A 23,431-nucleotide genomic window follows, 5' to 3' on the forward strand; every position below is an offset into this window, starting at 1 on the left:
ACCAAACACGCACTATCCGGTCCATTCCGGTACGGGGTGGTCCGGGCCGGCCCCGGAGGTACCAGCCATGTCCCACGTCGGCGTCCCGCGCGGGACGGTCCGAAAGCGCCGATCGCTTCGCCAGTGCCGATCGCTCGCGCTCCTCACGACGGGGGTGCTTACGATCCCGGTACTGGCGGGATGCAGCTCCGGCACCGAGGAGGCCTCCCGGGCGGTTCCCCAGGACATCGCACCCGCCGCCCGCGACGCGGTCGCCGACGGCTCGACGGTGAACTGGGCGGTCGACGCGCTGCCCGCCACCTTCAACGCCTTCCAGGCGGACGCCGACAGTGCCACCACCCGGATCACCGGCGCCCTGCTCCCCACCCTCTTCCCGATGGACGCCTCCGGGCAGCCGAAGCTCAACCCGGACTATCTGGAGTCCGCGAAGATCATCGAGCGTGAGCCGAAGCAAGTGGTCCTCTACAAGCTCAACCAGCAGGCGGTGTGGAGCGACGGACGGGAGATCGGGGCCCCCGACTTCGTCGCCCAGTGGCGGGCGCTCAGCGGCAAGGACTCCGCGTTCTGGACCGCCCGCAACGCCGGGTACGAGCGGGTCGAGAAGATCGAGCGCGGCGCGGACGACCTCCAGGTGCGGGTCACCTTCTCCAAGCCGTACGCCGACTGGCGCTCGCTGTTCTCCCCGCTCTACCCGAAGGAGATCACCGGCTCCCCGGACGCCTTCAACGACGGGGCGCGCACGACGCTGAAGAACACCGCCGGGCCCTTCGTCCTGCGCAGTGTCAGCAAGTCCAAGGGCACCGTCACCCTGGCCCGCAACCCGCGCTGGTGGGGCGACAGGGCCAAGCTGGACACCCTCGTCTTCCATGCCGTCGCCACCAAGGACCGTACGAAGGCCCTCGCCGACGGCACGGTGCACGTCGCCGACATCGACGCGGCCACCGCCGACCGCATCACCCTCGCCCGCCGCGACCGGGGGAACAACGGGCAGCCGCTCACCCACGGCCCCGGCTCCGAGATCACACCCGCCGCGGCCCTGCGCTCCTGGGCCCTGGCGTACGGCTCCGACGAGGAGCAGGCGGAGATCGCGCAGGCGGCCCGGGAGAAGAACCGTAAGGCCGTCGCCGTGTACGGGGCCCAGCAGAAGGCCCTGCGCGACTTCGCCGTCCGCAAGTCCCTGGAGCCCGCCTACACCCAGCTCGCGCTGAACGGCGAGTCCGGGCCGCTCGCCGACGACCGGGTCCGGCGCGCGGTGGCCCGCGCCCTGGACCGCGAGGAGCTCGCCCGGACGGTGCTGGGGCCCCTGGGCCTTCCGGCGAAGCCGCTCGGCAGTCACCTCGCCCTCGCCGGGCAGCCCGGCTACAAGGACGGCAGCGGCGCGCTCGGCGACCAGGACACCAAGGAGGCCCGGGCTCTGCTGGCGGACGCCGGCTGGACCCGGGGCGGCGCCCTCGACAAGCCCAAGGACACCAAGGCGGGCAGCGAGGCGGAGAAGAAGGACGACGCGGCGAAGGAGAAGGACAAGAAGGAGAAGGAGGAGGACAAGAAGGAGACGGGCGCCGACGCCGAGGGGTCCGAGGCGGCCGAGAAGAAGAAGGCCGACGAGGAGGCGGACGAGAAGAAGGCCGAGAAGGAAGAGAAGGCCGAGGAGAAGGCCGAGAAGGAAGAGAAGGCCGAGGAGAAGGCCGAGAAGGAAGAGAAGGCGGCCGCGAAGAAGAAGGCCGACCAGGACTCCGAGGACACCGCCGCCTCCCGCGACGAGGGCCTCTACATCGTCGGCGGCGACAACAAGCCCGGCGCCCAGGCCCCCGTGCGGCCCCCGGCCTCCGCCACCGGCGCCTCCGCCGTCCACGTCCTCGCCCCCGCCCGGGCGGCCGCCGCCCAGAGCACCGCCCTGCTCCGCCAGGCCGGAGCCCTCGGTGCGGACGGTGCCGCCGCCCAGGACAAGCAGCCCGGCGTCGCCGCCGGAGCGTACGCCCCCGTGGGTACCGCGGCCCCGGCTGCCCCCGCCGCGGCCAAGGGACAGCTCGGCAAGGACGGCAAGACGCTGACCCTGCGCTTCGTGCTCCCCTCCGGGCCCGGCTCCCAGTCGCTGCGCAGCGTCGGTGACAAGATCGCGGCGATGCTGCAGAAGATCGGGATCGGCACGGAGATCACCAAGGTCTCCGACGAGAGCTACTTCAAGGACCACATCGCCTCCGGCGACTTCGACCTGGCGCTCTACTCCTGGCCCGCCACCGCCTACCCGGCCACCGACGGGCGCCCGATCTACGCCAAGCCGGAGCCCGCCACCGACGGATCGCTCCTCGTCGAGCAGAACTACACGCGCGTCGGCACCGACCACATCGACCAGCTCTTCGACCAGGCCGTCGCCGAGCTGGACGAGAAGGCCGCGAGGGAGCTGATGAAGCAGGCGGACGCCCGGATCTGGGCCGCCGCCGGATCGATTCCGCTCTTCCAGCGCCCGCAGCTCGTCGCGGTCGACAAAAAGCTCGTGAACGTCGGCGCCTTCGGGTTCGCCGCCCCCCGGTATCAGGACATCGGGTTCAAGAACCGGAAAGCGGCAGGTTCCCCCGCAGACCGCAAGAAGTAGCGGGGAAGCGCCCCGCCCCTCCGCCGCCAAGCTCAGATGCACCTCAAAACCCTTGCCCGCCGGTTTGCCCGGCGGGCAATGTGGTTCCTGCCCTGACCCGGGCCGTTCATCGCTTCACCACTCCTCACCCCCCCCAAAGCTTCGCCAGAGCTCCACCACAGCTCCCCCCACCGGCCCCCCACGGGCCCGGCAGCACCTTGACATCGGCTCACCGCAGCACCCAAGGGCCCTCCTCCGCCCTTGACACCGGCTGAATATCGCCTGAATCACACGGGAAGACCGCCTCTGCGGATCGGCCCGGGAAGCCCGGTGGGCGCAGGGCCCGTACCATGGGACGAGCCGTGGCGTGCCGCCCGGCGGGCGTACGAGGACTCGAAGACCGACTGAGACGCCTGATCCCACGATCCGAGAGAAGCGCAAGCCACCCATGCCCACGCGCCACGACATCCGTAACGTAGCCATCGTCGCCCACGTCGACCACGGCAAGACCACGCTGGTCGACGCCATGCTCAAGCAGGCCGGCTCCTTCGCCGCGCACGCCGCCGAGTCGCTCGACGACCGCATGATGGACTCGAACGACCTGGAGCGTGAGAAGGGCATCACGATCCTCGCCAAGAACACGGCGGTGAAGTACCACCCCAAGGACGGCGGGGACCCGATCACGATCAACATCATCGACACCCCCGGCCACGCCGACTTCGGCGGCGAGGTCGAGCGCGGTCTGTCGATGGTGGACGCGGTCGTGCTGCTCGTCGACGCCTCCGAGGGCCCGCTGCCCCAGACCCGCTTCGTGCTGCGCAAGGCGCTGGCCGCGAAGATGCCGGTCATCCTGTGCATCAACAAGACGGACCGCCCCGACTCCCGGATCGCCGAGGTCGTCGACGAGACGTACGACCTGTTCCTGGACCTGGACGCGGACGAGGACCAGATCGAGTTCCCGATCGTCTACGCCTGCGCCCGTGACGGCGTCGCCTCGCTGACCAAGCCCGAGGACGGCACCGTCCCGCAGGACAGCGAGAACCTGGAGCCCTTCTTCTCCACGATCCTGTCGCACGTCCCGGCCCCGGAGTACGACGAGGACGCGCCGCTCCAGGCTCACGTCACCAACCTGGACGCCGACAACTTCCTCGGCCGTATCGCGCTGTGCCGCGTCGAGCAGGGCGAGCTGCGCAAGGGCCAGACCGTCACCTGGATCAAGCGCGACGGCACCATGTCCAGCGTCCGCATCACCGAGCTGATGATGACGGAGGCGCTCACCCGCAAGCCGGCCGAGGTGGCGGGCCCGGGCGACATCTGCGCCATCGCCGGTATCCCGGACATCATGATCGGCGAGACCCTGGCCGACCCCGAGAACCCGATCGCGCTGCCGCTGATCACGGTCGACGAGCCCGCCATCTCGATGACCATCGGCACCAACACCTCGCCGCTCGTCGGCAAGGGCGGCAAGGGCCACAAGGTCACCGCCCGCCAGGTGAAGGACCGCCTGGACCGCGAGCTGATCGGTAACGTCTCGCTCCGCGTCCTGGACACCGAGCGCCCCGACGCCTGGGAGGTCCAGGGCCGCGGTGAGCTCGCGCTCGCCATCCTGGTCGAGCAGATGCGCCGCGAGGGCTTCGAGCTGACCGTGGGCAAGCCCGAGGTCGTCACCAAGCAGATCGACGGCAAGACCCACGAGCCGATCGAGCGCATGACGATCGACTCCCCCGAGGAGCACCTCGGCGCCATCACCCAGCTCATGGCGACCCGCAAGGGCCGGATGGAGACCATGACGAACCACGGTTCGGGCTGGGTCCGCATGGAGTGGATCGTGCCCTCCCGCGGCCTCATCGGCTTCCGTACGGAGTTCCTGACCCAGACCCGCGGCACCGGCATCGCGCACTCGATCTTCGAGGGCCACGAGCCGTGGTTCGGTGACCTGCGTACGCGTCACAACGGCTCGCTGGTGGCCGACCGCGCGGGCTCCGTCACGCCGTTCGCGATGGTCAACCTCCAGGAGCGCGGTGTCATCTTCACCGAGGCCGGCACCGAGGTCTACGAGGGCATGATCATCGGCGAGAACTCCCGCGCCGACGACATGGACGTGAACATCACCAAGGAGAAGAAGCTCACCAACATGCGTGCGGCCTCCGCGGACACCACGGAGAACGTGGTCCCGGCCCGCAAGCTGTCGCTGGAGCAGTCCCTGGAGTTCTGCCGCGAGGACGAGTGCATCGAGGTGACCCCGGAGACCGTGCGTATCCGCAAGGTCGTCCTGGACCAGAGGGAGCGCAGCCGCGCCGCCTCGCGCGCCAAGAACGGCTGAGTCCGAGCCGAGCACGCCTGAGCCGTCGCCAAGTACGGCTGAGTCCGCGCCGAGCAGCGCTGGGCGAGCGCCTGCTTCCTGAGCCCCTCCAGGGGCTCGGCACGGCCGGAGGCACACGCTCCGTATGCGAAGGCCCGTCCGATCGCGATTCATCCGGTCGGACGGACCGTCAGCACAGGCATTGACAGAAGGCCCGGCCCCCCGCAGACACTGTGGGGGGCCGGGCCTTCGTCAATCTCTTTTCCTGACCGCGGTGTCCGGATATCGGGGGTCGCTCTCCGGAACATGTGTTAACAGTCCGTTTCGGGCGTGTCTGTCTGGGATCACTTTGTCCGGATTTCGGGCACACGGGGGGGTCTGATGTTGTCAAACCGAGACCCTTTAAGTGTGGTTTACAGCCCGGTCGTACTCAATAGTTGGCTCCATTGAGCTCGGGTCAATGGGTCACGCACTGTGGGGAGTGCCGACTCACGAGCACACTCGGGGCACTGAACGATCACCGTCAGGGGTGTCGGTGAATCTCTCCAGTGCCCTTCTTGTAGTCAAAAAGTGGACTCATGAGGAGGAAACCCATGCGCGGTGCCAAGAGCGCCAAGTGGGTCGCGGGAGCGGCAATCATCGCCCTGGCCGCGACGGCCTGTGGCGGTGGCAGTGGTGACGGTGACAAGAAGAACACGTCGGGTCAGCCTGCCGGTTACGTCTCGATCGACGTCGGTGAGCCCCAGAAGCTGCTGATGCCGGCCGACACCAACGAGAGCAACGGCTCCTACGTCATCCAGTCGCTGTTCACCCAGCTGCTGGACTTCGACTCCAAGGGCGAGATCGTTCTCACGAACGCCGAGTCCGTGGAGACCGAGGACTCCAAGACGTGGACCGTCAAGCTCAAGAAGGGCTGGAAGTTCCACAACGGCGAGGACGTCACCGCGCAGTCCTACATCGACGCGTGGAACTGGTACGCCAACGTCAAGAACAAGCAGCAGAACGCGTTCTGGTTCTCCGACATCAAGGGCTACGCGGACGTCCACCCGGACAAGGGTGAGCCGAAGTCCGACAAGATGTCTGGCCTGACGGCCGTGGACGACACCACCTTCACCATCGAGCTGACGGAGAAGGTTCCGTACTTCAACTACAAGCTCGGCTACTCGACGTTCGCGCCGCTGCCGAAGGTGTTCTACGACGACCCGAAGGCGTTCGGCCTCAAGCCGATCGGTAACGGTCCGTACACCTTCGAGAAGTGGGACCGCAAGAAGCTGATCCAGGTCAAGGCCTGGGACCAGTACCAGGGCCCGAACAAGGCTGCCAACAAGGGCATCCAGTTCAAGAACTACTCGACCGTCGAGGCCGCTTACGCGGACGTCGTCTCGGGCAACCTGGACATCATCCGCCAGGTCGGTCCGCGTGACCTGCCCAAGTACAAGTCGGACCTCGGCGACGGCGCCATCGAGCAGCCGTACGCCGCGATCCAGACGCTCGTCCCGGCGTTCTACACGGACACCTTCAAGGACATCGACCCCAAGGTCCTCCAGGGTCTGTCCATGGCGATCGACCGTGACACGATCACCAAGACCGTCCTGAACAGCACCCGTACGCCCGCGACGAGCTTCACGCCGCCGCAGGTCAAGGGCAACCAGCAGCTGGAGTCGGACTTCCTGAAGTTCGACCCGGTCAAGGCCAAGGCCCTCATCAAGGAGGGTGGCGGTGTCCCGGGGAACAAGTTCTCCATCCAGTACAACGCCGACGGCGGGCACAAGGAGTGGGTGACCGCGGTCTGCGAGTCCATCCGCAACTCCACCGGGGTCGACTGCGTCGGCGACGCCAAGCCGGACTTCCCGACCGACCTTGAGGCTCGTGACAACAACGAGGTCAAGGGCATGTACCGCGGTGGCTGGGTCGCCGACTACCCGGTCAACGTGAACTTCATCAAGGAGCTCTACCACTCCAAGGCGGAGTCCAACAACGGTCGCTTCTCCGACAAGGAGATCGACGAGCTGATGGCCAAGGGCGACAAGGCCGACTCGCTGGAAGAGTCCGTCGCCGCCTACCAGGAGGTCGAGAAGGCGCTCGTCGAGAAGATGCCGGCGATCCCGCTCTGGTACTACCGCATCAACGGCGGCCACGGAAAGAACGTCGACAACGTCAAGGTCGACTTCCACGGTGACCTCGAACTGACCGGCGTCACCACCAAGTAACACGCCTGCGGGTCATTTCCCCACCTGGCCGTCATCCGGTCGCGTCGGTCATCGGCGCGACCGGAGGCGCGGGGGCCGCCTCTGCCAAGAGGCGGCCCCCGCGCCGCAGTTATCCCCACACGGAGGCACCCATGGGGCGCTATGTCGCACGACGACTGCTCCAGATGATCCCGGTCTTCCTCGGGTCGACCCTGCTGGTCTTCCTGATGATGTACGCACTGCCCGGCGACCCCGTCAGAGCGCTTGCCGGTGAACAGCACGTAGACCCCTCGCAGATCGCCGCTCTGAAGGCCGAGTACGGACTCGACCAGCCGATCTGGCAGCAGTACTTGAACTACCTGGGCAACCTGTTCCAGGGCGACTTCGGCACGCAGATCGGGACGCAGCGTCCGGTCGCCGAAGTCATCGCCGATGCCTACCCGATCACCGTCAGACTGGCGATCTTCGCTTTCGTCTTCACGGTCGTCGCCGGGATCTCGCTCGGCATCATCGCGGGTCTGAAGGCCGAGTCCCTCCGGGACCGTGGGCTGCTCGGGCTGACGCTGGTGCTGATCTCCATGCCGTCCTTCGTGCTGGGCTTCCTCGTGCAGTACTTCTTCGCGTTCCAACTCGGCATCGCCAACCCGAACGTGAGTTTCGAACCGACCAACACCGAGCTGATCATGCCGGCCATCGTGCTGGCGTCCCTGTCACTCGCGTACGTGGCACGTCTCACCCGCACCTCGGTCGCCGAGAACCTGCGCGCCGACTACATGCGTACGGCTGTCGCCAAGGGCCTGCCGCGCCGCCGCATCATCGGCGTTCACCTGATGCGCAACTCGCTCATCCCGGTCGTCACCTTCCTCGGCACCGACATCGGCGCCCTCATGGGCGGCGCGATCGTGACCGAGGGCATCTTCAACATCAAGGGTGTCGGATCGCTCGTCTTCGAAGCTCTGTCCAAGCGTGAGGGCGCCACGGTCGTCGGGATCGTGACGCTGCTCGTCGTCGTCTATCTCGTCTGCAGCCTGCTCGTCGACCTGCTTTACGCGGTCCTGGACCCGAGGATCCGGTATGCCTGACACCACCGTATTCACCAAAAGCACCGATGCTCCGGCCGCCGCAGCTCAGACGCCCACCACGACGGACTCCGGCCCTGCGCCCGGCAAGCCGCGCAGCCTCTGGTCCGACGCCTGGTACGACCTGCGCCGAAACCCGCTCTTCCTCGTCTCGACGGTGCTGATCCTGCTGCTTGCCGTCATGGCGGTCTTCCCGGGCCTGTTCACCAGCGCCTCGCCCCGCGACGCCAACCTGGCCGAGCACTACCTGCAGAGGCCTAACTGGGGACACTTCTTCGCTCCCGACTGGCTCGGGTACGACGTCCAGGGCCGTTCCATCTACGCGCGTCTTATCTACGGAGCCCGTGCGTCCATCATGGTCGGGGTGATCGTGACCATCGCGGTCACGATTACCGGTCTGGTGATCGGGATGCTCGCCGGATACTTCGGAGGCTGGATCGACACGGTCCTCTCCCGTATCACCGACGTTTTCTTCGGCGTCCCCTTCATCGTGGGCGCCATGGTCATCCTGACCACCTTTGAGGAGCGCTCCGTCTGGGTCGTCATCCTCTCCCTGGCCTTCCTCGGCTGGACGTCTATCGCCCGCGTCGCCCGTGGCTCGGTCATCACGATCAAGCAGTCCGACTACGTGGTCGCCGCCAAGGCGCTCGGCGCCTCCACCACTCGGATCCTGACGCGCCACATCCTGCCGAACGCCATCGCTCCGGTGATCGTGGTCGCCACCATCGCGCTCGGCGGATACATCGCCGCAGAGGCCACCCTGTCGTTCCTCGGCATCGGCCTCGCCGAGCCGACGGTCTCGTGGGGCATCGATGTGTCCGCTGCGAAGGACCAGCTCCGCAACGTTCCGTCGGTCCTGATCATCCCCTCGGTGATGGTCTCGATCACGGTGCTGTCCTTCCTGATGTTCGGCGATGCGGTCCGCAACGCCCTCGACCCCAAGATGCGCTGAGGGAGGCGTTCGTGACCACCATCGACAAGACGGCTCACGTCCCCGCACCGCGGGAGTCCGTGAGTGGCGACGGTCCACTGCTCGACGTCCGTGACCTGCACGTGGAGTTCCACACCCGCGACGGTGTGGCCAAGGCGGTCAACGGTGTGAACTACACCGTCAGCGCCGGCGAGACTCTCGCGGTGCTGGGTGAGTCCGGCTCCGGCAAGTCCGTGACCGCGCAGACCATCATGGGCATCCTCGACATGCCGCCGGGGAAGATCACGCAGGGCGAGATCCTCTTCCGCGGCCAGGACATGCTGAAGATGTCCAACGAGGAGCGTCGGCAGATCCGCGGCCAGAAGATCGCGATGATCTTCCAGGACGCGCTGTCCTCGCTGAACCCGGTCCTCAGCGTCGGCTACCAGCTTGGTGAGATGTTCCGGGTGCACCAGGGCCTGTCCCGCAAGGAGGCCAAGGCCAGGTCCATTGAGCTGATGGACCAGGTCAAGATCCCGGCGGCGGCGGCCCGTATCTCGGACTACCCGCACCAGTTCTCCGGCGGTATGCGCCAGCGCATCATGATCGCCATGGCGCTGGCCCTGGAGCCGGACCTGATCATCGCGGACGAGCCGACCACCGCGCTCGACGTGACGGTGCAGGCCCAGGTCATGGACCTGCTGGCCGAGCTCCAGCGCGAGTACAACATGGGCCTGATCCTGATCACCCACGACCTCGGCGTGGTCGCCGACGTCGCGGACAAGATCGCCGTGATGTACGCGGGCCGGATCGTGGAGACGGCCCCGGTGGGCGAGCTGTACAGCCGCCCGGCGCACCCGTACACCCGTGGTCTGCTGGACTCGATCCCGCGCCTGGACCAGAAGGGCCAGGAGCTCTACGCCATCAAGGGTCTGCCGCCCAACCTCACGCGCATCCCCGCCGGTTGTGCCTTCAGTCCGCGTTGCCCCAAGGCGCAGGACATCTGCCGTACGGACGTTCCGCCGCTCGCTCCGGTGACCGAGCAGGACGGCCTTGAGCTGGTCGGCCGCGGCAGCGCGTGCCACTTCTGGAAGGAGACGATCCATGGCTGAGCTCAAGAAGGAGCCCGTGGACGCCACCCCGAACGTCTCCGACGTGGAGACCGCGGACGCCGCGACCGAGGCGGAGGCCGTAGCCGCCGTCGACGCGCCCGCCGGCCAGGGGGAGCCGATTCTCCAGGTGCGCAACCTGGTCAAGCACTTCCCGCTGACCCAGGGCATTCTCTTCAAGAAGCAGATCGGCGCGGTCAAGGCCGTCGACGGGATCTCCTTCGACCTGTACGCCGGTGAGACCCTGGGCATCGTCGGGGAGTCCGGCTGCGGCAAGTCCACGGTCGCCAAGCTCCTGATGACGCTGGAGCGGGCCACCGCCGGTGAGGTCTTCTACAAGGGCCAGGACATCACCAAGCTGTCCGGCCGGGCGCTGAAGGCCGTGCGCCGCAACATCCAGATGGTGTTCCAGGACCCGTACACCTCGCTGAATCCGCGGATGACGGTCGGCGACATCATCGGAGAACCCTTCGACATCCACCCCGAGGTGGCCCCGAAGGGCGACCGCCGCCGCCGGGTCCAGGAGCTCCTGGACGTCGTCGGGCTGAACCCTGAGTACATCAACCGGTACCCGCACCAGTTCTCCGGCGGCCAGCGCCAGCGCATCGGCATCGCCCGGGGCCTGGCGCTCAACCCGGAGATCATCATCTGCGACGAGCCGGTCTCCGCGCTCGACGTGTCGGTGCAGGCACAGGTCATCAACCTGATGGCGCAGCTCCAGGACGAGTTCAACCTGTCCTACCTGTTCATCGCGCACGACCTGTCCATCGTCCGGCACATCTCTGACCGGGTCGGTGTCATGTATCTCGGCAAGATGGCCGAGATCGGTACGGACACGCAGATCTACGACCACCCGACGCACCCCTACACCCAGGCACTGCTGTCGGCGGTCCCGGTGCCGGACCCGGCGGTCCGTGAGGAACGCGAGCGGATCATCCTGACCGGTGACGTTCCGTCCCCGGCGAACCCGCCGTCCGGCTGCCGCTTCCGTACCCGGTGCTGGAAGGCCGAGGAGCGCTGCGCGACGGAGGAGCCGCTGCTGGCGATCCCCGAGCGCTTCGTGTCGGGGGCCACCCCGGCCGCGCACGAGTCGGCGTGCCACTTCGCCGAGGAGCGGGACGCCGTGTACTCAGCGTAGCGCTTAGGCCCCGAGCCTGCTGCAGGAGCACAGTAGAGGGCGGCACCACAGGCTTAGCCTGTGGTGCCGCCCTCTACTGTGCTCCTGCAGCACTGTGCCAGCCAGCGTTGGCGAGTGATTCTATTGGTCTGCCTGCTCTGAGTCATTGAGGACGGCTCTGGCCGGAGTGCCCTTAGGACACCGACTGGTGATCGCCATCTTGGAGAGTTCCGACTTGGAGTTCCCGTCCGGGCCGAGTAGGCAGTCGGCAAGCCCGGTAGTGGATGACTTGGTTTCCCAAGTGAAAACAGTCCCCTTGTTTTCTTTTGCCTTGTGAGGGCAGGTGAAGGTGTAGGTGCCTGAGATCTGTTTAACGCCGCGGAAGTAGACTCCTTGGCCTCTCTCGGGGAAATGTGCGCCCATGACGCGCTTCTCGCTCGCGGTGCTGGTTCCTGGCTCTGCCACCTTTTTCTTCAAGTGTTTCTCAAGCTCTTCGAATACGATCTCGGAACTCAACGTCCCTTGTGTGGAACGGGCTTCGGATTTCCTGGTTTTAAATGGAATGGAATCGGCCACCATTTCCGAGCCGGCTTCTACAATTTTCGCCTCATCCAGCACAGTGAGTCGCCAACTGGTGGAGATGTCCCACTCGAATTCTCCGCCCCTGCAGGTGGCGGTTGTTGTGTGTTTATTTTGCGGTTCACTGCTTGTTATGCAGCCGCTCATTGCCATAATGGTGGCGAATATGGCGACTGGGTAGGTTCTTGCGATTCTGCGGTGATGCGTTTGCTCTGCGCGCTGAGGCTTCCGCTGTGGATCGAACAAAGGGTGCTCCTTGACGTCACTGAAGGTGCGGCGCCTCCCCTACTCTTGAGGCCCGACGCGCTGGTGGAGGCGCTGGCCTACGGGCACGGCCAAGAAGCGCGCCAGCCGCGCTTCTTGGCCGCCGTTTTGACTGGCTTGCCGTTCTAGCTGAAACTCAGGTGCGACCACCATTGGTTCCGCAGTTGAAGCCGGGGACCGAGGGGTTTGCGTTGATGGCTACATTGTGCCCCTCGGGAAGGTCGAGGTTGTCGGTCTTGGTTTCTCCTGGTGACAGGTGCCAGTACCACTTCTTACCGGTCCCTTGAAAATAGGCCGTATAGTCGATTGAGTTGAACACTGACACGTTGACGACGCGCATGATCTCGCCGTCGGCTACGAACTCGATGCGGAAGAATCGAGTGCTGTTGTTCTTGTTGCGGGACGTCGCGATTGCGTCCCGGCCGCCGGAGTCGGTGGGGCTGGCCGAGCTGGACGCCTTGCAGACATAATCGCGCGCGTCTTCTGCATGAGCAGTTCCGGCTGTGGTGGCGACAGATATGGCTGCCATCGCGAGCGTCAGGGCGGCTCCGCGTACCATGGTGGCCTTTCTCGCGGTGTGCATCTTTTTCCTCCTCGGCGCATTGCCGCATCGCTTGTGTGATTGGTCGGAACATTCAAACACTCGAGCTTCCTTCGCACCAGAGTTGTCAGGTCGACCGGTCGATTTTGGCTGGAATCTAATCCAGGAGACCCAATGTTGGTTCGGGCTTTACGCGTCATGAGATCGTGTGACTGCTAAAAGTTGATCTTTGTGTTAATGTTACGTTTTGATCTGATTGAATTTTTATGCCTGGCTGCGTTTTGCGCTGTATGCCGATGGTGCTGTGTGCGTGGCGGCCAGGTGCGGGTGAGTAGGAGGTTTTCTCACGTGGTGCGTTTTGCGAGCTGCCTGTAGCAGATCAGGGCAGCTGTGAGGCCTAAGGAAGGCAAGGAAGTGGGAGTCCTTTCACTCGAATCGCACGATGAGGCGGCGGTAGCCGAACAGTCAGGCGATCGACCGTTCGATCTTCCAGCGGTGCCGCCCGAGCTGCTCGGCGGACTCGATTGGGTCCACTGCGAACGGCAGAGAGTCTGCGGCGAGGCTCCCCCCGGGTATCACCGAGCAGATTCATCAGGTCGTGCTCAAGGTCCCGGCCGCGGCTTGGACTGCGGCCGTCGACCCGACGGTGCCTGGGTCGCCGGACTTGCCGGAGGCTGCCTGTCCGGTGGCTGGAGGAGGTGCGGCTGATCGTCCGCGAAGAGCGGCCGCCCCCCGGTGCTCAGTTGCGGATCATCGACTCTGGCTGAAGGTCGACCCGATCGCACTCGACCTGCTGGCCTGGGTGCCCATGCGCGCCCTGGCTGGACCGGCTTGTTACTGAGGGGCACATGCCTGCGCCTTTCTCCGCCTCTGCCCCGTACGTGACCGCCGGCCGCCGCATCCTCCGCTGCGCCCCTCGCTGGCCATGGACCGACGTGATCGTTAACGCGTTCGAACGGCTGAGGACCCTGATGAACCCTGGCTGACCAGCCGCCCTCGCCTGTCTATACGAGAGAACATGCCAGTCCGGAGCATTGGGACCCGGCGTCCACCCGAGACGACACCCGGGCCCTCGGCCTGCCCGCGCCAATCACTCACAACGAAGCGGGACGCCGACTTCGTCGGCGACCAATCACGAAAGCTGGAGGCTAACCCCACCCCACCGAAACTCGCGTCCCCGCCGCCGCGTCCTTGACGGAGGGCGACAGAGGCACCCTCTGGTGCCCGTACGGGGTAAGCCCGCATGCGATGAGTGGCGTTATGGGGTGATATGAGGCATTGAGCTACTCGATGACTCTAGGAGGCACTCCATGCGCGGAGCCAGACACGTCAGGTGGGCCGCATGTGCGGTGGCCGTCGCCCTGGCCGCGACAGCCTGCGGTGGCGGGGACGACAGCGGCGGCGGCAGCGGCGCCGACGGGATCGTCAGCTCCTCCTGGGGCGACCCGCAGAACCCGCTGGAACCGGCCAACACCAACGAGGTGCAGGGCGGCAAGGTCCTCGACATGGTCTTCCGCGGGCTGATCCGCTACGACCCGAGGACCGGCGAGGCCCAGAACATGATCGCCGAGTCCATCGACACGACGGACTCCCAGACCTTCACGATCAAGCTGAAGGACGGCTGGACGTTCTCCAACGGCGAGAAGGTCACCGCCAACTCCTTCGTCGACGCCTGGAACTACGGCGCCGCGCTGAAGAACAACCAGAAGAACGCCTACTTCTTCCAGTACATCGAGGGCTACGACAAGGTCCACCCGGAGTCCGGCACCGCCTCCGCCGAGACCATGTCCGGACTGAAGGTCGTCGACGACCTGACCTTCACCGCCAAGCTCACCCAGAAGTTCTCCCTGTGGCCCGACACTCTCGGCTACTCCGCCTTCGTCCCGCTGCCCAAGGCGTTCTACGACGACCACGACGCCTGGCTCGCCAAGCCCATCGGCAACGGCCCGTACACCATCGAGTCCTACGCCAAGGGCTCCTCGATGAACCTGCGCCGCTGGGACGACTACCCGGGCGACGACAAGGCGCAGAACGGCGGCGTGGACCTCAAGGTCTTCACCGACAACAACACCGCCTACACCTCGCTGACCTCCGGCAACCTCGACCTCGTCGACGACGTGCCCGCCTCCCAGCTCCGGAACGTCGAGCAGGACCTGGGCGACCGGTACATCAACACCCCCGCCGGCATCATCCAGACCCTCTCCTTCCCGTTCTACGACGACGAATGGAACACCGACGACGCCCGCAAGGTCCGCCAGGGCCTGTCGATGGCGATCAACCGGCCGCAGATCACCGACCAGATCTTCCAGAAGACCCGCACCCCGGCCTCCGACTGGACCTCCCCGGTCCTCGGCGAGGAGGGCGGCTACAAGGAAGGCCTCTGCGGCAAGGAGTGCACCTACGACAAGGACGAGGCCAAGAGGCTGATCGACGAGGGCGGCGGCATCCCCGGCGGCCAGCTGAAGATCTCGTACAACGCGGACACCGGCTCCCACAAGGAGTGGGTCGACGCCGTCTGCAACAGCATCAACAACGTCATGGGCAACAACCAGGCCTGCGTCGGCGGCCCGGTCGGTACCTTCGCCGACTTCCGCAACCAGGTCTCCACCCAGAAGATGACGGGGCCCTGGCGCGCGGGCTGGCAGATGGACTACCCGCTCATCCAGAACTTCCTCCAGCCGCTCTACTACACCAACGCCCCCTCCAACGACGGCAAGTGGACCAACGAGGAGTTCGACGACCTGGTCGACCGGGCCAACGCCGAGAGCGACAAGGCGGCGGCCGTCACCACCTTCCAGGAGGCGGAGCAGGTGCTCGTCGAGCAGATGCCCTCCATCCCGCTCTGGTACCAGAACGGCAGCGCCGGCTACTCGGACCGGATCGACAACGTCGCACTGAACCCCTTCAGCGTCCCGGTCTACGAAGAGATCACCGTCAAGTGACCTGCTGATACCGGACGGCCGGGACGCCCGACGCGCGTCCCGGCCGTCCGCGCACCCCTCCGCCGAGCCCGCCCCGACCCCCGGAGCCCCTCATGGGACGTTATGTGATCCGGCGGCTGCTGCAGATGATCCCCGTCTTCTTCGGCACCACGCTGCTGATCTTCCTCATGGTGAACGTGATGGGTGACCCCATCGCGGGTCTCTGCGGCGACCGCCAGTGCGATCCGGCCACCGCCGCCCAGCTGCGCGCCGAGTTCGGCCTCGACAAGCCGGTCTGGCAGCAATACCTGACGTACATGGGCAACGTCTTCACCGGCGACTTCGGCACCGCGTTCAACGGGCAGAAGGTCACCGAGCTGATGGCCACGGCCTTCCCGATCACGATCCGGCTCACCGTCGTCGCGATCGCCTTCGAGATCGTCATCGGCATCAGCCTCGGCGTCGTCACCGGCCTGCGGCGCGGCCGCCCCGTCGACACCGCCGTCCTCATCCTCACGCTGGTCGTCATCGCCGTCCCGACCTTCGTCACCGGCCTGCTGCTCCAGCTCCTCCTCGGCGTCAAGTGGGGCATCATCAAACCCTCGGTCTCCCCGGACCCCACCATCGACGAACTGCTCGTCCCCGGCCTCGTCCTCGCCTCGGTCTCGCTCGCCTACGTCACCCGGCTCACCCGGACCTCGATCGCCGAGAACGCCCGCGCCGACTACGTACGCACCGCCGTCGCCAAGGGGCTGCCCCGCCGCCGGGTCGTCGTCCGGCACCTGCTGCGCAACTCGCTGATCCCCGTCGTCACCTTCATCGGTACGGACGTGGGAGCCCTGATGGGCGGGGCCATCGTCACCGAGCGGATCTTCAACATCCACGGGGTCGGTTACCAGCTCTACCAGGGAATCCTGCGCCAGAACTCCCAGACCGTCGTCGGGTTCGTCACGATCCTCGTCCTCGTCTTCCTGGCCGCCAACCTGATCGTCGACCTCCTGTACGCCGTACTCGACCCGAGGATCCGCTATGCCTGAGCCGCAGTCATCGGACGGAGCGATCTCCCCGGCAGGAGCCGGCGGCGCGATGGACCTCGCCCTGGAGGAGGGCGCCAGCCTGGAGAAGACCCCGGGCGGACCCGAGGGCACCGGCCCGGCCGGAAAGCCCCGCAGCCTGTGGTCCGACGCCTGGCGCGACCTGCGGCGCAACCCGGTCTTCATCATCTCCGCGCTGGTCATCCTCTTCCTGGTGATCATCTCGATCTGGCCCTCGCTCATCGCGAGCGGCGACCCCCTCCAGGCCGATCTGGACGACGCCCAGAAGGGCTCGGAGCCCGGCCACCCCTTCGGCTTCGACCCGCAGGGCCGCGACGTCTACACCCGCGTCGTCTACGGCACCCGGACCTCGGTCACCGTCGGCGTCTGCGCCACCCTCGGCGTCGCGATCCTCGGCAGCGTGCTGGGCGGGCTCGCGGGCTTCTTCGGCGGCTGGTGGGACTCGGTCCTCTCCCGCCTCACCGACGTCTTCTTCGGCATCCCCGTCGTCCTCGGCGGCCTGGTCTTCCTCTCCGTCGTCACCAGCTCCACCGTCTGGCCCGTCGTCGGCTTCATCGTCCTGCTCGGCTGGCCCCAGATCGCCCGTATCGCCCGCGGCTCGGTGATCACCGCCAAGCAGAACGACTACGTCCAGGCGGCCCGCGCACTCGGCGCCTCCAACTCGCGGATGCTGCTGCGCCACATCACCCCGAACGCCATCGCCCCCGTCATCGTCGTGGCGACCATCGCGCTCGGCACCTACATCTCCCTGGAGGCGACCCTGTCCTTCCTCGGCGTCGGCCTGAAGGACCCGGCGGTCTCGTGGGGCATCGACATCTCCGCGGCCGCCAACTACGTCCGCAACGCCCCGCACATGCTGCTCTGGCCCGCCGGGGCGCTGGCGATCACCGTGCTCGCCTTCATCATGCTCGGCGACGCGGTGCGCGACGCCCTCGACCCCAAGCTGCGCTGAGGAGCCGGTTGCCATGTTGCTCGAAGTGCGCGATCTGCATGTGGAGTTCCACACCCGCGACGGGATCGCCAAGGCCGTCAACGGGGTCAACTACTCGGTGGCCGAGGGCGAGACGCTCGCCGTCCTCGGCGAGTCCGGCTCCGGCAAGTCCGTCACCGCGCAGGCGATCATGGGCATCCTCGACATGCCCCCCGGGAAGATCGCGGGCGGCGAGATCCTCTTCAAGGACCAGGACCTGCTGAAGCTCAAGCCGGAGGAGCGGCGCAGGATCCGGGGCCAGGAGATGGCCATGATCTTCCAGGACGCCCTGTCGTCCCTCAACCCGGTCCTCACCGTCGGCCAGCAGCTCGGCGAGATGTTCGTCGTCCACCGCGGGATGTCCCGCAAGGACGCGAAGGCCAAGTCGGTCGAGCTGATGGACCGGGTCCGCATCCCGGCCGCCAAGGAACGGGTCGGCAACTACCCGCACCAGTTCTCCGGCGGGATGCGCCAGCGCATCATGATCGCCATGGCGATGGCCCTCGAACCGTCCCTGATCATCGCGGACGAGCCGACCACCGCCCTCGACGTCACCGTCCAGGCCCAGGTCATGGACCTGCTCGCCGAGCTCCAGCGCGAGCTGAACATGGGCCTGATCCTGATCACCCACGACCTCGGTGTGGTCGCCGACGTCGCGGACAAGATCGCCGTGATGTACGCGGGCCGGATCGTGGAGACCGCCCCCGTCCACGAGATCTACAAGGCGCCCGCCCACCCGTACACCAAGGGCCTCCTACGGTCGATCCCGCGACTGGACCAGAAGGGCCAGGAGCTCTACGCGATCAAGGGCCTGCCGCCCAACCTGCTCCGCATCCCGCCGGGCTGCGCGTTCAACCCACGCTGCCCGATGGCCCAGGACGTGTGCCGCACCGATGTGCCACCCCTCTACGAGGTGGACGAACAGCGCAGGAGCGCCTGCCACTTCTGGAAGGAGACGCTCGATGCACGCTGACGGCGACCGGAACGAGGGGAGCGGGGGCGGCGCGGCGGGATCCACCCTGCTGTCCAAGGCGGGGGAGGGCGGCAAGCCGTACGCCGACGGTGACCCGATCCTCGAAGTGCGCGGCCTCGCCAAGCACTACCCGCTCACCCAGGGCATCCTCTTCAAGCGGCAGATCGGCGCGGTCCGGGCCGTCGACGGCGTCGACTTCGACCTCCACGCGGGCGAGACGCTGGGCATCGTGGGGGAGTCCGGCTGCGGCAAGTCGACCGTCGCCAAGATGCTCGTGCATCTGGAACGCCCCACCGCGGGCGCGATCCGATACAAGGGCGAGGACGTCTCGCGGCTCTCCGGCCGGGCGCTGAAGGCCGTGCGCCGCAACATCCAGATGGTGTTCCAGGACCCGTACACCTCGCTGAACCCGCGCATGACGGTCGGCGACATCATCGGGGAGCCGTACGAGATCCACCCCGAGGTCGCCCCCAAGGGCAGCCGCCGCCAGAAGGTCCAGGACCTGCTGGACGTCGTCGGGCTCAACCCGGAGTACATCAACCGCTATCCGCACCAGTTCTCCGGCGGCCAGCGCCAGCGCATCGGCATCGCCCGGGGACTCGCCCTCAACCCGGAGATCATCGTCGCCGACGAACCGGTCTCCGCGCTCGACGTCTCCGTACAGGCCCAGGTCGTCAACCTGCTGGACCGGCTCCAGGCCGAATTCAGCCTGAGCTTCATCTTCATCGCGCACGACCTCTCCATCGTCCGGCACATCTCCGACCGGGTCGGCGTGATGTACCTCGGCCGGATCGTGGAGATCGGCACGGACGCGGAGATCTACGACCACCCCACCCACCCGTACACGCAGGCGCTGCTCTCCGCCGTGCCCGTACCGGACCCGGAGGCCCGCGCCCACCGGGAGCGGATCATCCTGCACGGCGATGTCCCCTCGCCCGCCAACATCCCCTCCGGCTGCCGCTTCCGCACCCGGTGCTGGAAGGCGCAGGAGCGGTGCGAACTGGAGGTGCCGCTGCTGGCGGTCCCCGCGGAGTTCCGGTTCTCCGACACCCCTGCCCGGCACGACTCGGCCTGCCACTTCGCGGAGGAGAAGCATGTGGTGCCGCAGGAGGGGGAGTTGGGGATCCCGGGGCGGCGACCGGTCGAGGACGTGCCCGAGCCGGGGGACGACGGGTCCCAGCCGGGGCCCACGAAGGACGAAGCACCGTAAAACGGCATCAGATTCGTTAACAAGTCAGCAACTCGCCCGTCGCCACACCGATATACGAACGCTCCATGCTGTACAGCGTACGGCCGTGCGGGTGCCGTGAACCGGCCGGAGCGTCGTCCTGTCGCCCCGGCCGGTTTCCCGTCGCCCCCGTCGCCCTGCTGATTCGTTGTCACCTTGTTCATTCGTTCGGGGCGGTGGAGTATCGCCGGGTGACACTTACACGGGGAGCGAGAATCACCGGCGCCGTTCTGTGCGCGGTGCTGGCACTGATGGCCCTGGCCTGGATCGTGCGGGACGTGCGGGCCGCCGACGGGCCCGTGGCCGTGTGGGAGTACTGGTCGGGCACCGCCAACCTGCGGACAGGTCTGCGGCCCGCCACCACGTCGACCACCTTCGTCCTGCTGGTGGCCTACATCGCGGCCGCCGTGGCGGCGCTGCGTTCCACCGCCGCCGCTTCGGTCCTGGTCGTCACCGGGATCGTCACCTTCGCGCTGCGGCTGCCAGGTGTCTGGACGGTCGGCGACGCCCTGGCCCCGGAGGACCTGCGCGACCGGGCTCTGCTCACCACGTACGCGGCGCTCGCCGCCTCCGTCGGCCTGATCGTCGCCGGGGCCGCCGGCCGCCGCCCCGCCCCCGGGGGCGGGGCGCGTCCCCTGGGCCCCGGGCGCGGGGCGGGGGTGGCCGCTCTCCTGCTCCTCGGTTTCCAGGCCGTGGTCTTCGCCGGCTGGGAGATCCGGCAGCCGTTCGTCTATCCGTCCAACCTCTATCCCGCGTGGTTCATCGGCGGGAGGCCCCTGCACACCCCGCTGACCGAGGGGCCGCCCGGGTGGGTCAACGCGGTGCTCGTCCTGATGTTCCTGGTGGCGGCCGTCGGCGCGGTCGCGGGAGCGGTCAACGCGCGACCGCTCGGCCTGATCGCGGGCGGGTTCGTGCTCTGCTCCGGCGTGCTGGGCGTGGCGCGCGCGATCCACTTCGACATGTTCGACGGGTTCGCCGGCATGGACATCGAGGGGCAGCTGAACCTGCTGAGCTTCGTCACCTCGCTCCTCGTCGGCGTCGCCGTGATCATCGTCCTCGCCCGCAAGGGTGTCGAGCGGTCCCCCGGCGGAGCCACGGGCCCGTGGGGCGGCCCGAACTCCTGGGGCGGTGACTGGGGCCCGCCGGGGCCCTGGGGCGCTCAGGCCCCCGGCGGGCCGGGAGCGCAGGGCTACCCGCCCGCCCCCGGGCACCCGCCCGTCTCCGGACCTCCGCAGGGCGGTGGCTTCGGACCCCCGCCCTCCTCGCCGCCCCGCTGGTGAGCCGACGAGCCGGTGAGGGAGAGGCGGGCGGGGTGCCGAGGCCTCAGCTTCCGGTCAGCCCCAGCGAGCGCTTGAGGAAGTCCACCTGAAGCAGGAGCAGGTTCTCCGCGACCTGCTCCTGCGGCGTCATGTGCGTCACCCCGCTCAGCGGCAGCACCTCGTGCGGCCGCCCGGCCGACAGCAGCGCCGAGGACAGCCGCAGGGCGTGCGCGACGACCACGTTGTCGTCGGCGAGCCCGTGGACGATCATCATCGGGCGGAGCTGCTCGGCGGGCTCGGACAGCCCCTCGTCGGTGACCAGCGCATTGGACGCGTACACCTCGGGCTGCTTCGACGGGTCTCCGAGATAGCGCTCGGTGTAGTGGGTGTCGTACAGCCGCCAGTCCGTCACCGGAGCGCCCACCACGGCCGCGTGGAAGACGTCGGGGCGGCGCAGCACCGCGAGGCCGGAGAGGTAGCCCCCGTACGACCAGCCCCGGATGGCGACCCGGGACAGATCGAGCGGGAACCGCTCGGCGAGCGCCCGGAGCGCCTCGATCTGGTCGTCCAGGGTGAGGGTGAAGTCGTCCCGCACCGCTTTCTCCCAGGCGGGCGAGCGGCCCGGCGCGCCCCGCCCGTCCGCGACGACCACCGCGAAGCCCTGGTCCGCGAACCACTGCGAGGTCAGGTGCGCGTTGTGGGCGGCGACCACCCGGCGGCCGTGCGGACCGCCGTACGGATCCATCAGGACCGGAAGCGGACCATCCGATTCCCGGTAGCCCGTGGGAAGTAGCACGGCGCACGGAATCCGCCGTGCGCCCCCCTCGGTGAGCGTCACGACGGCGGAGAGAACCGGCTCCTGGGCGAAGCTCGCGATCCGGGCCAGCCGCTTGCCGTCCCGCAGCACCCACGCGGCGGCTCCTGGCTCCTCGGGGACGGCCGAGACCATCACGGTCAGACCGCCCGAGCGGACGGCGGAGTGCACACCCACCCCTTCGGAAATCCGCTCGATTCCCAGCTCGTTGACCCGGTACACATGGATCTGCCCGACCTCCGGCTCGACCGCGTCCTCACCGGCCACCGCCGAGACCAGGATGTCGGACTCCCCGATGTCCAGCACCGACTGGACATGCAGCTGGGAGCCGGTCAGCGGCCGGTCGCCCACCGCGAGCACCCGCGCACCGCCCTCGTCCGCGATCCGTACCAGCCGCCCGTCCGGTGCCCACGCGGGTACCCCGGGGAAGAGATCCAGCCACACCGGGTCCTCGTCCACATGCACGATCCGGGTCGCGCCGGTCTCCGGGTCCACCGCCAGATATCGCTGAGCGCGCTGGTCGCGGGTCTGCACCAGCAGCAGCGGAGCACCCGCGGAGGACCAGTGCACCTGGGCCAGGTACGGGAACGCGGCCCGGTCCCAGACCACTTCCCTGCGGGCCCCCTCCAGGTCCATGACGAAGAGCCGCACCTCGGCATTGGGCGTCCCCGCCGCCGGATAGGCGACCTCCGCGGGCTTGCGCTCCGGGTGCGCCGGATCGGCGATCCACCACCGCTGTACGGGGCTGTCGTCGGCCCGCGCCACCAGCAGCCGGTCCGACTCCGGCGACCACCAGAAGCCCCGGTAGCGGTGCATCTCCTCGGCTGCGACGAACTCCGCCAGACCGTAGGTGACGTGGGAGTCCTCCGGATCGGCCAGTGCCCGGTCGCCTTCGCCCTGCGCCCCGACGACCCGCAGCGCGCCCTTCGCCACGTACGCGATGTGCCGCCCGTCGGGCGAGGGGCGCGGGTCGATCACCGGCCCCGGCACCGGCAGCGCCCGCGCGGTCCCGGCCCGCAGCTCGGCCACGTACACCTTTCCGGACAGGGCGAAGGCCGCCAACTCCGCAGCCCGGTCGACCGCGTAGGAGACGATGCCCGCCGAACCCTCCCGGGTCCGCTCGCGCCGGGCCCGCTCCTGCGGCGACAGCTTCTCCGTCGAACCGCCCAGCAGGACTTCGGGATCGGCGGCGATCCGCTCCTCACCGGTCGCCGGGTCGAGCACCCAGAGGCGGGTGGTCCGGTCGGTGCCGGAGGCGGACCGCAGGAAGATCACGCGTGTCTCGTCCGGTGAGACGGTGAAGGCGCGAGGTGCGCCGAGAGTGAACCGCTGGGTCCGTGCGTGCTGGCGGGGAAAGGACAGCTTCTGCGAGGTCATGGCTCCGAACTTAGCTCCGAACTCGGCCGCGTGGCGCGGTTCGTGCGCCCCTCGTGCTGCAATGCCCCGATCAATGCGTTGGCACGGATAGTTATGATCCGTAGCGCTCGGTGGGTATGAACCCGCTGGCTCCGCGTGTGCCGCCCGTCCCGACCGTACTGATGGAGGTGAA

General features: G+C 67.7%; 16 protein-coding genes. 13 read left to right on the forward strand and 3 right to left on the reverse strand.

Annotated elements, in window-relative coordinates; all coding sequences use genetic code 11:
- The first annotated feature begins 67 nt into the window (after positions 1-67).
- The 7 genes from CIB93_RS12965 (at position 68) to CIB93_RS12995 (ending at position 11,299) form a co-directional block, all read left to right on the forward strand.
- Complete coding sequence (locus CIB93_RS12965; protein WP_096626943.1) at positions 68-2,593, forward strand: ABC transporter family substrate-binding protein; 2,526 nt, start codon at positions 68-70, stop codon at positions 2,591-2,593.
- 427 nt (positions 2,594-3,020) lie between these two features.
- A complete protein-coding gene (gene typA / locus CIB93_RS12970) occupies positions 3,021-4,895 on the forward strand; it encodes a translational GTPase TypA (RefSeq protein WP_096626944.1) in 1,875 nt (624 codons plus the stop codon).
- Between the two features lie 572 nt (positions 4,896-5,467).
- On the forward strand, positions 5,468-7,084 hold the full coding sequence (locus CIB93_RS12975; RefSeq protein ID WP_096626945.1) for an ABC transporter substrate-binding protein: 1,617 nt from the start codon (positions 5,468-5,470) through the stop codon (positions 7,082-7,084).
- 131 nt (positions 7,085-7,215) lie between these two features.
- On the forward strand, positions 7,216-8,145 hold the full coding sequence (locus tag CIB93_RS12980) for an ABC transporter permease (protein WP_096626946.1): 930 nt from the start codon (positions 7,216-7,218) through the stop codon (positions 8,143-8,145).
- Positions 8,138-9,094 (forward strand): ABC transporter permease, encoded by a 957-nt coding sequence (locus tag CIB93_RS12985; RefSeq protein ID WP_096626947.1) that lies wholly within the window; start codon positions 8,138-8,140, stop codon positions 9,092-9,094. Before CIB93_RS12980 ends, CIB93_RS12985 begins: the two co-directional genes overlap by 8 nt.
- An 11-nt stretch (positions 9,095-9,105) precedes the next feature.
- The gene (locus CIB93_RS12990; RefSeq protein ID WP_096626948.1) at positions 9,106-10,164 is read left to right on the forward strand and encodes an ABC transporter ATP-binding protein; all 1,059 of its coding nucleotides are present in this window, start codon (positions 9,106-9,108) and stop codon (positions 10,162-10,164) included.
- Complete coding sequence (locus CIB93_RS12995) at positions 10,157-11,299, forward strand: ABC transporter ATP-binding protein (protein ID WP_096626949.1); 1,143 nt, start codon at positions 10,157-10,159, stop codon at positions 11,297-11,299. The genes CIB93_RS12990 and CIB93_RS12995 overlap by 8 nt, the downstream gene beginning before the upstream one ends.
- Before the next feature lie 120 nt (positions 11,300-11,419).
- Here the strand turns inward: CIB93_RS12995 and CIB93_RS37445 are convergent, their stop codons facing one another.
- Complete coding sequence (locus CIB93_RS37445; RefSeq protein WP_143660032.1) at positions 11,420-12,103, reverse strand: hypothetical protein; 684 nt, start codon at positions 12,101-12,103, stop codon at positions 11,420-11,422.
- Positions 12,104-12,257: 154 nt separating this feature from the next.
- The gene (locus CIB93_RS37450) at positions 12,258-12,704 is read right to left on the reverse strand and encodes a hypothetical protein (RefSeq protein ID WP_143660033.1); all 447 of its coding nucleotides are present in this window, start codon (positions 12,702-12,704) and stop codon (positions 12,258-12,260) included.
- A gap of 1,268 nt (positions 12,705-13,972) precedes the next feature.
- On the opposite strand from CIB93_RS37450, the gene CIB93_RS13005 reads away from it, so the two are divergent.
- The 6 genes from CIB93_RS13005 to CIB93_RS13030 all read left to right on the forward strand — a co-directional run bounded on the left by CIB93_RS13005 (position 13,973) and on the right by CIB93_RS13030 (position 21,089).
- Positions 13,973-15,604, forward strand: coding sequence for an ABC transporter substrate-binding protein (locus tag CIB93_RS13005; protein ID WP_096626951.1), 1,632 nt, complete (start codon positions 13,973-13,975; stop codon positions 15,602-15,604).
- A 92-nt stretch (positions 15,605-15,696) separates the two neighbouring features.
- The gene (locus tag CIB93_RS13010) at positions 15,697-16,620 is read left to right on the forward strand and encodes an ABC transporter permease (protein ID WP_096626952.1); all 924 of its coding nucleotides are present in this window, start codon (positions 15,697-15,699) and stop codon (positions 16,618-16,620) included.
- Positions 16,613-17,590: an ABC transporter permease gene (locus CIB93_RS13015; protein ID WP_096626953.1), complete on the forward strand. Its 978-nt coding sequence runs from the start codon at positions 16,613-16,615 to the stop codon at positions 17,588-17,590. The genes CIB93_RS13010 and CIB93_RS13015 overlap by 8 nt, the downstream gene beginning before the upstream one ends.
- 13 nt (positions 17,591-17,603) lie before the next feature.
- Positions 17,604-18,581, forward strand: a complete 978-nt coding sequence (locus CIB93_RS13020; RefSeq protein ID WP_096626954.1) for an ABC transporter ATP-binding protein — start codon at positions 17,604-17,606, stop codon at positions 18,579-18,581.
- Entirely contained in the window at positions 18,571-19,791 is a 1,221-nt protein-coding gene (locus CIB93_RS13025; protein WP_096626955.1) for an ABC transporter ATP-binding protein, read from the forward strand. The genes CIB93_RS13020 and CIB93_RS13025 overlap by 11 nt, the downstream gene beginning before the upstream one ends.
- 209 nt (positions 19,792-20,000) lie before the next feature.
- On the forward strand, positions 20,001-21,089 hold the full coding sequence (locus CIB93_RS13030) for a hypothetical protein (protein ID WP_257002163.1): 1,089 nt from the start codon (positions 20,001-20,003) through the stop codon (positions 21,087-21,089).
- A 43-nt stretch (positions 21,090-21,132) separates the two neighbouring features.
- Here the strand turns inward: CIB93_RS13030 and CIB93_RS13035 are convergent, their stop codons facing one another.
- Complete coding sequence (locus CIB93_RS13035; RefSeq protein ID WP_096626957.1) at positions 21,133-23,259, reverse strand: prolyl oligopeptidase family serine peptidase; 2,127 nt, start codon at positions 23,257-23,259, stop codon at positions 21,133-21,135.
- Positions 23,260-23,431 lie beyond the last annotated feature (172 nt).

The organism is Streptomyces sp. WZ.A104, from assembly GCF_002382885.1.
Lineage (GTDB): Bacteria > Actinomycetota > Actinomycetes > Streptomycetales > Streptomycetaceae > Streptomyces.

Excerpts from the sequence above, each read along its gene's own strand:
- CIB93_RS12965 (WP_096626943.1), top strand. The coding sequence starts at position 68 with ATGTCCCACGTCGGCGTCCCGCGCGGGACGGTCCGAAAGCGCCGATCG.
- typA (WP_096626944.1), top strand. The coding sequence starts at position 3,021 with ATGCCCACGCGCCACGACATCCGTAACGTAGCCATCGTCGCCCACGTC.
- CIB93_RS12975 (WP_096626945.1), top strand. The coding sequence starts at position 5,468 with ATGCGCGGTGCCAAGAGCGCCAAGTGGGTCGCGGGAGCGGCAATCATC.
- CIB93_RS12980 (WP_096626946.1), top strand. The coding sequence starts at position 7,216 with ATGGGGCGCTATGTCGCACGACGACTGCTCCAGATGATCCCGGTCTTC.
- CIB93_RS12985 (WP_096626947.1), top strand. The coding sequence starts at position 8,138 with ATGCCTGACACCACCGTATTCACCAAAAGCACCGATGCTCCGGCCGCC.
- CIB93_RS12995 (WP_096626949.1), top strand. The coding sequence starts at position 10,157 with ATGGCTGAGCTCAAGAAGGAGCCCGTGGACGCCACCCCGAACGTCTCC.
- CIB93_RS37450 (WP_143660033.1), bottom strand. The coding sequence starts at position 12,704 with ATGCACACCGCGAGAAAGGCCACCATGGTACGCGGAGCCGCCCTGACG.
- CIB93_RS13005 (WP_096626951.1), top strand. The coding sequence starts at position 13,973 with ATGCGCGGAGCCAGACACGTCAGGTGGGCCGCATGTGCGGTGGCCGTC.
- CIB93_RS13010 (WP_096626952.1), top strand. The coding sequence starts at position 15,697 with ATGGGACGTTATGTGATCCGGCGGCTGCTGCAGATGATCCCCGTCTTC.
- CIB93_RS13015 (WP_096626953.1), top strand. The coding sequence starts at position 16,613 with ATGCCTGAGCCGCAGTCATCGGACGGAGCGATCTCCCCGGCAGGAGCC.
- CIB93_RS13020 (WP_096626954.1), top strand. The coding sequence starts at position 17,604 with ATGTTGCTCGAAGTGCGCGATCTGCATGTGGAGTTCCACACCCGCGAC.
- CIB93_RS13025 (WP_096626955.1), top strand. The coding sequence starts at position 18,571 with ATGCACGCTGACGGCGACCGGAACGAGGGGAGCGGGGGCGGCGCGGCG.
- CIB93_RS13035 (WP_096626957.1), bottom strand. The coding sequence starts at position 23,259 with ATGACCTCGCAGAAGCTGTCCTTTCCCCGCCAGCACGCACGGACCCAG.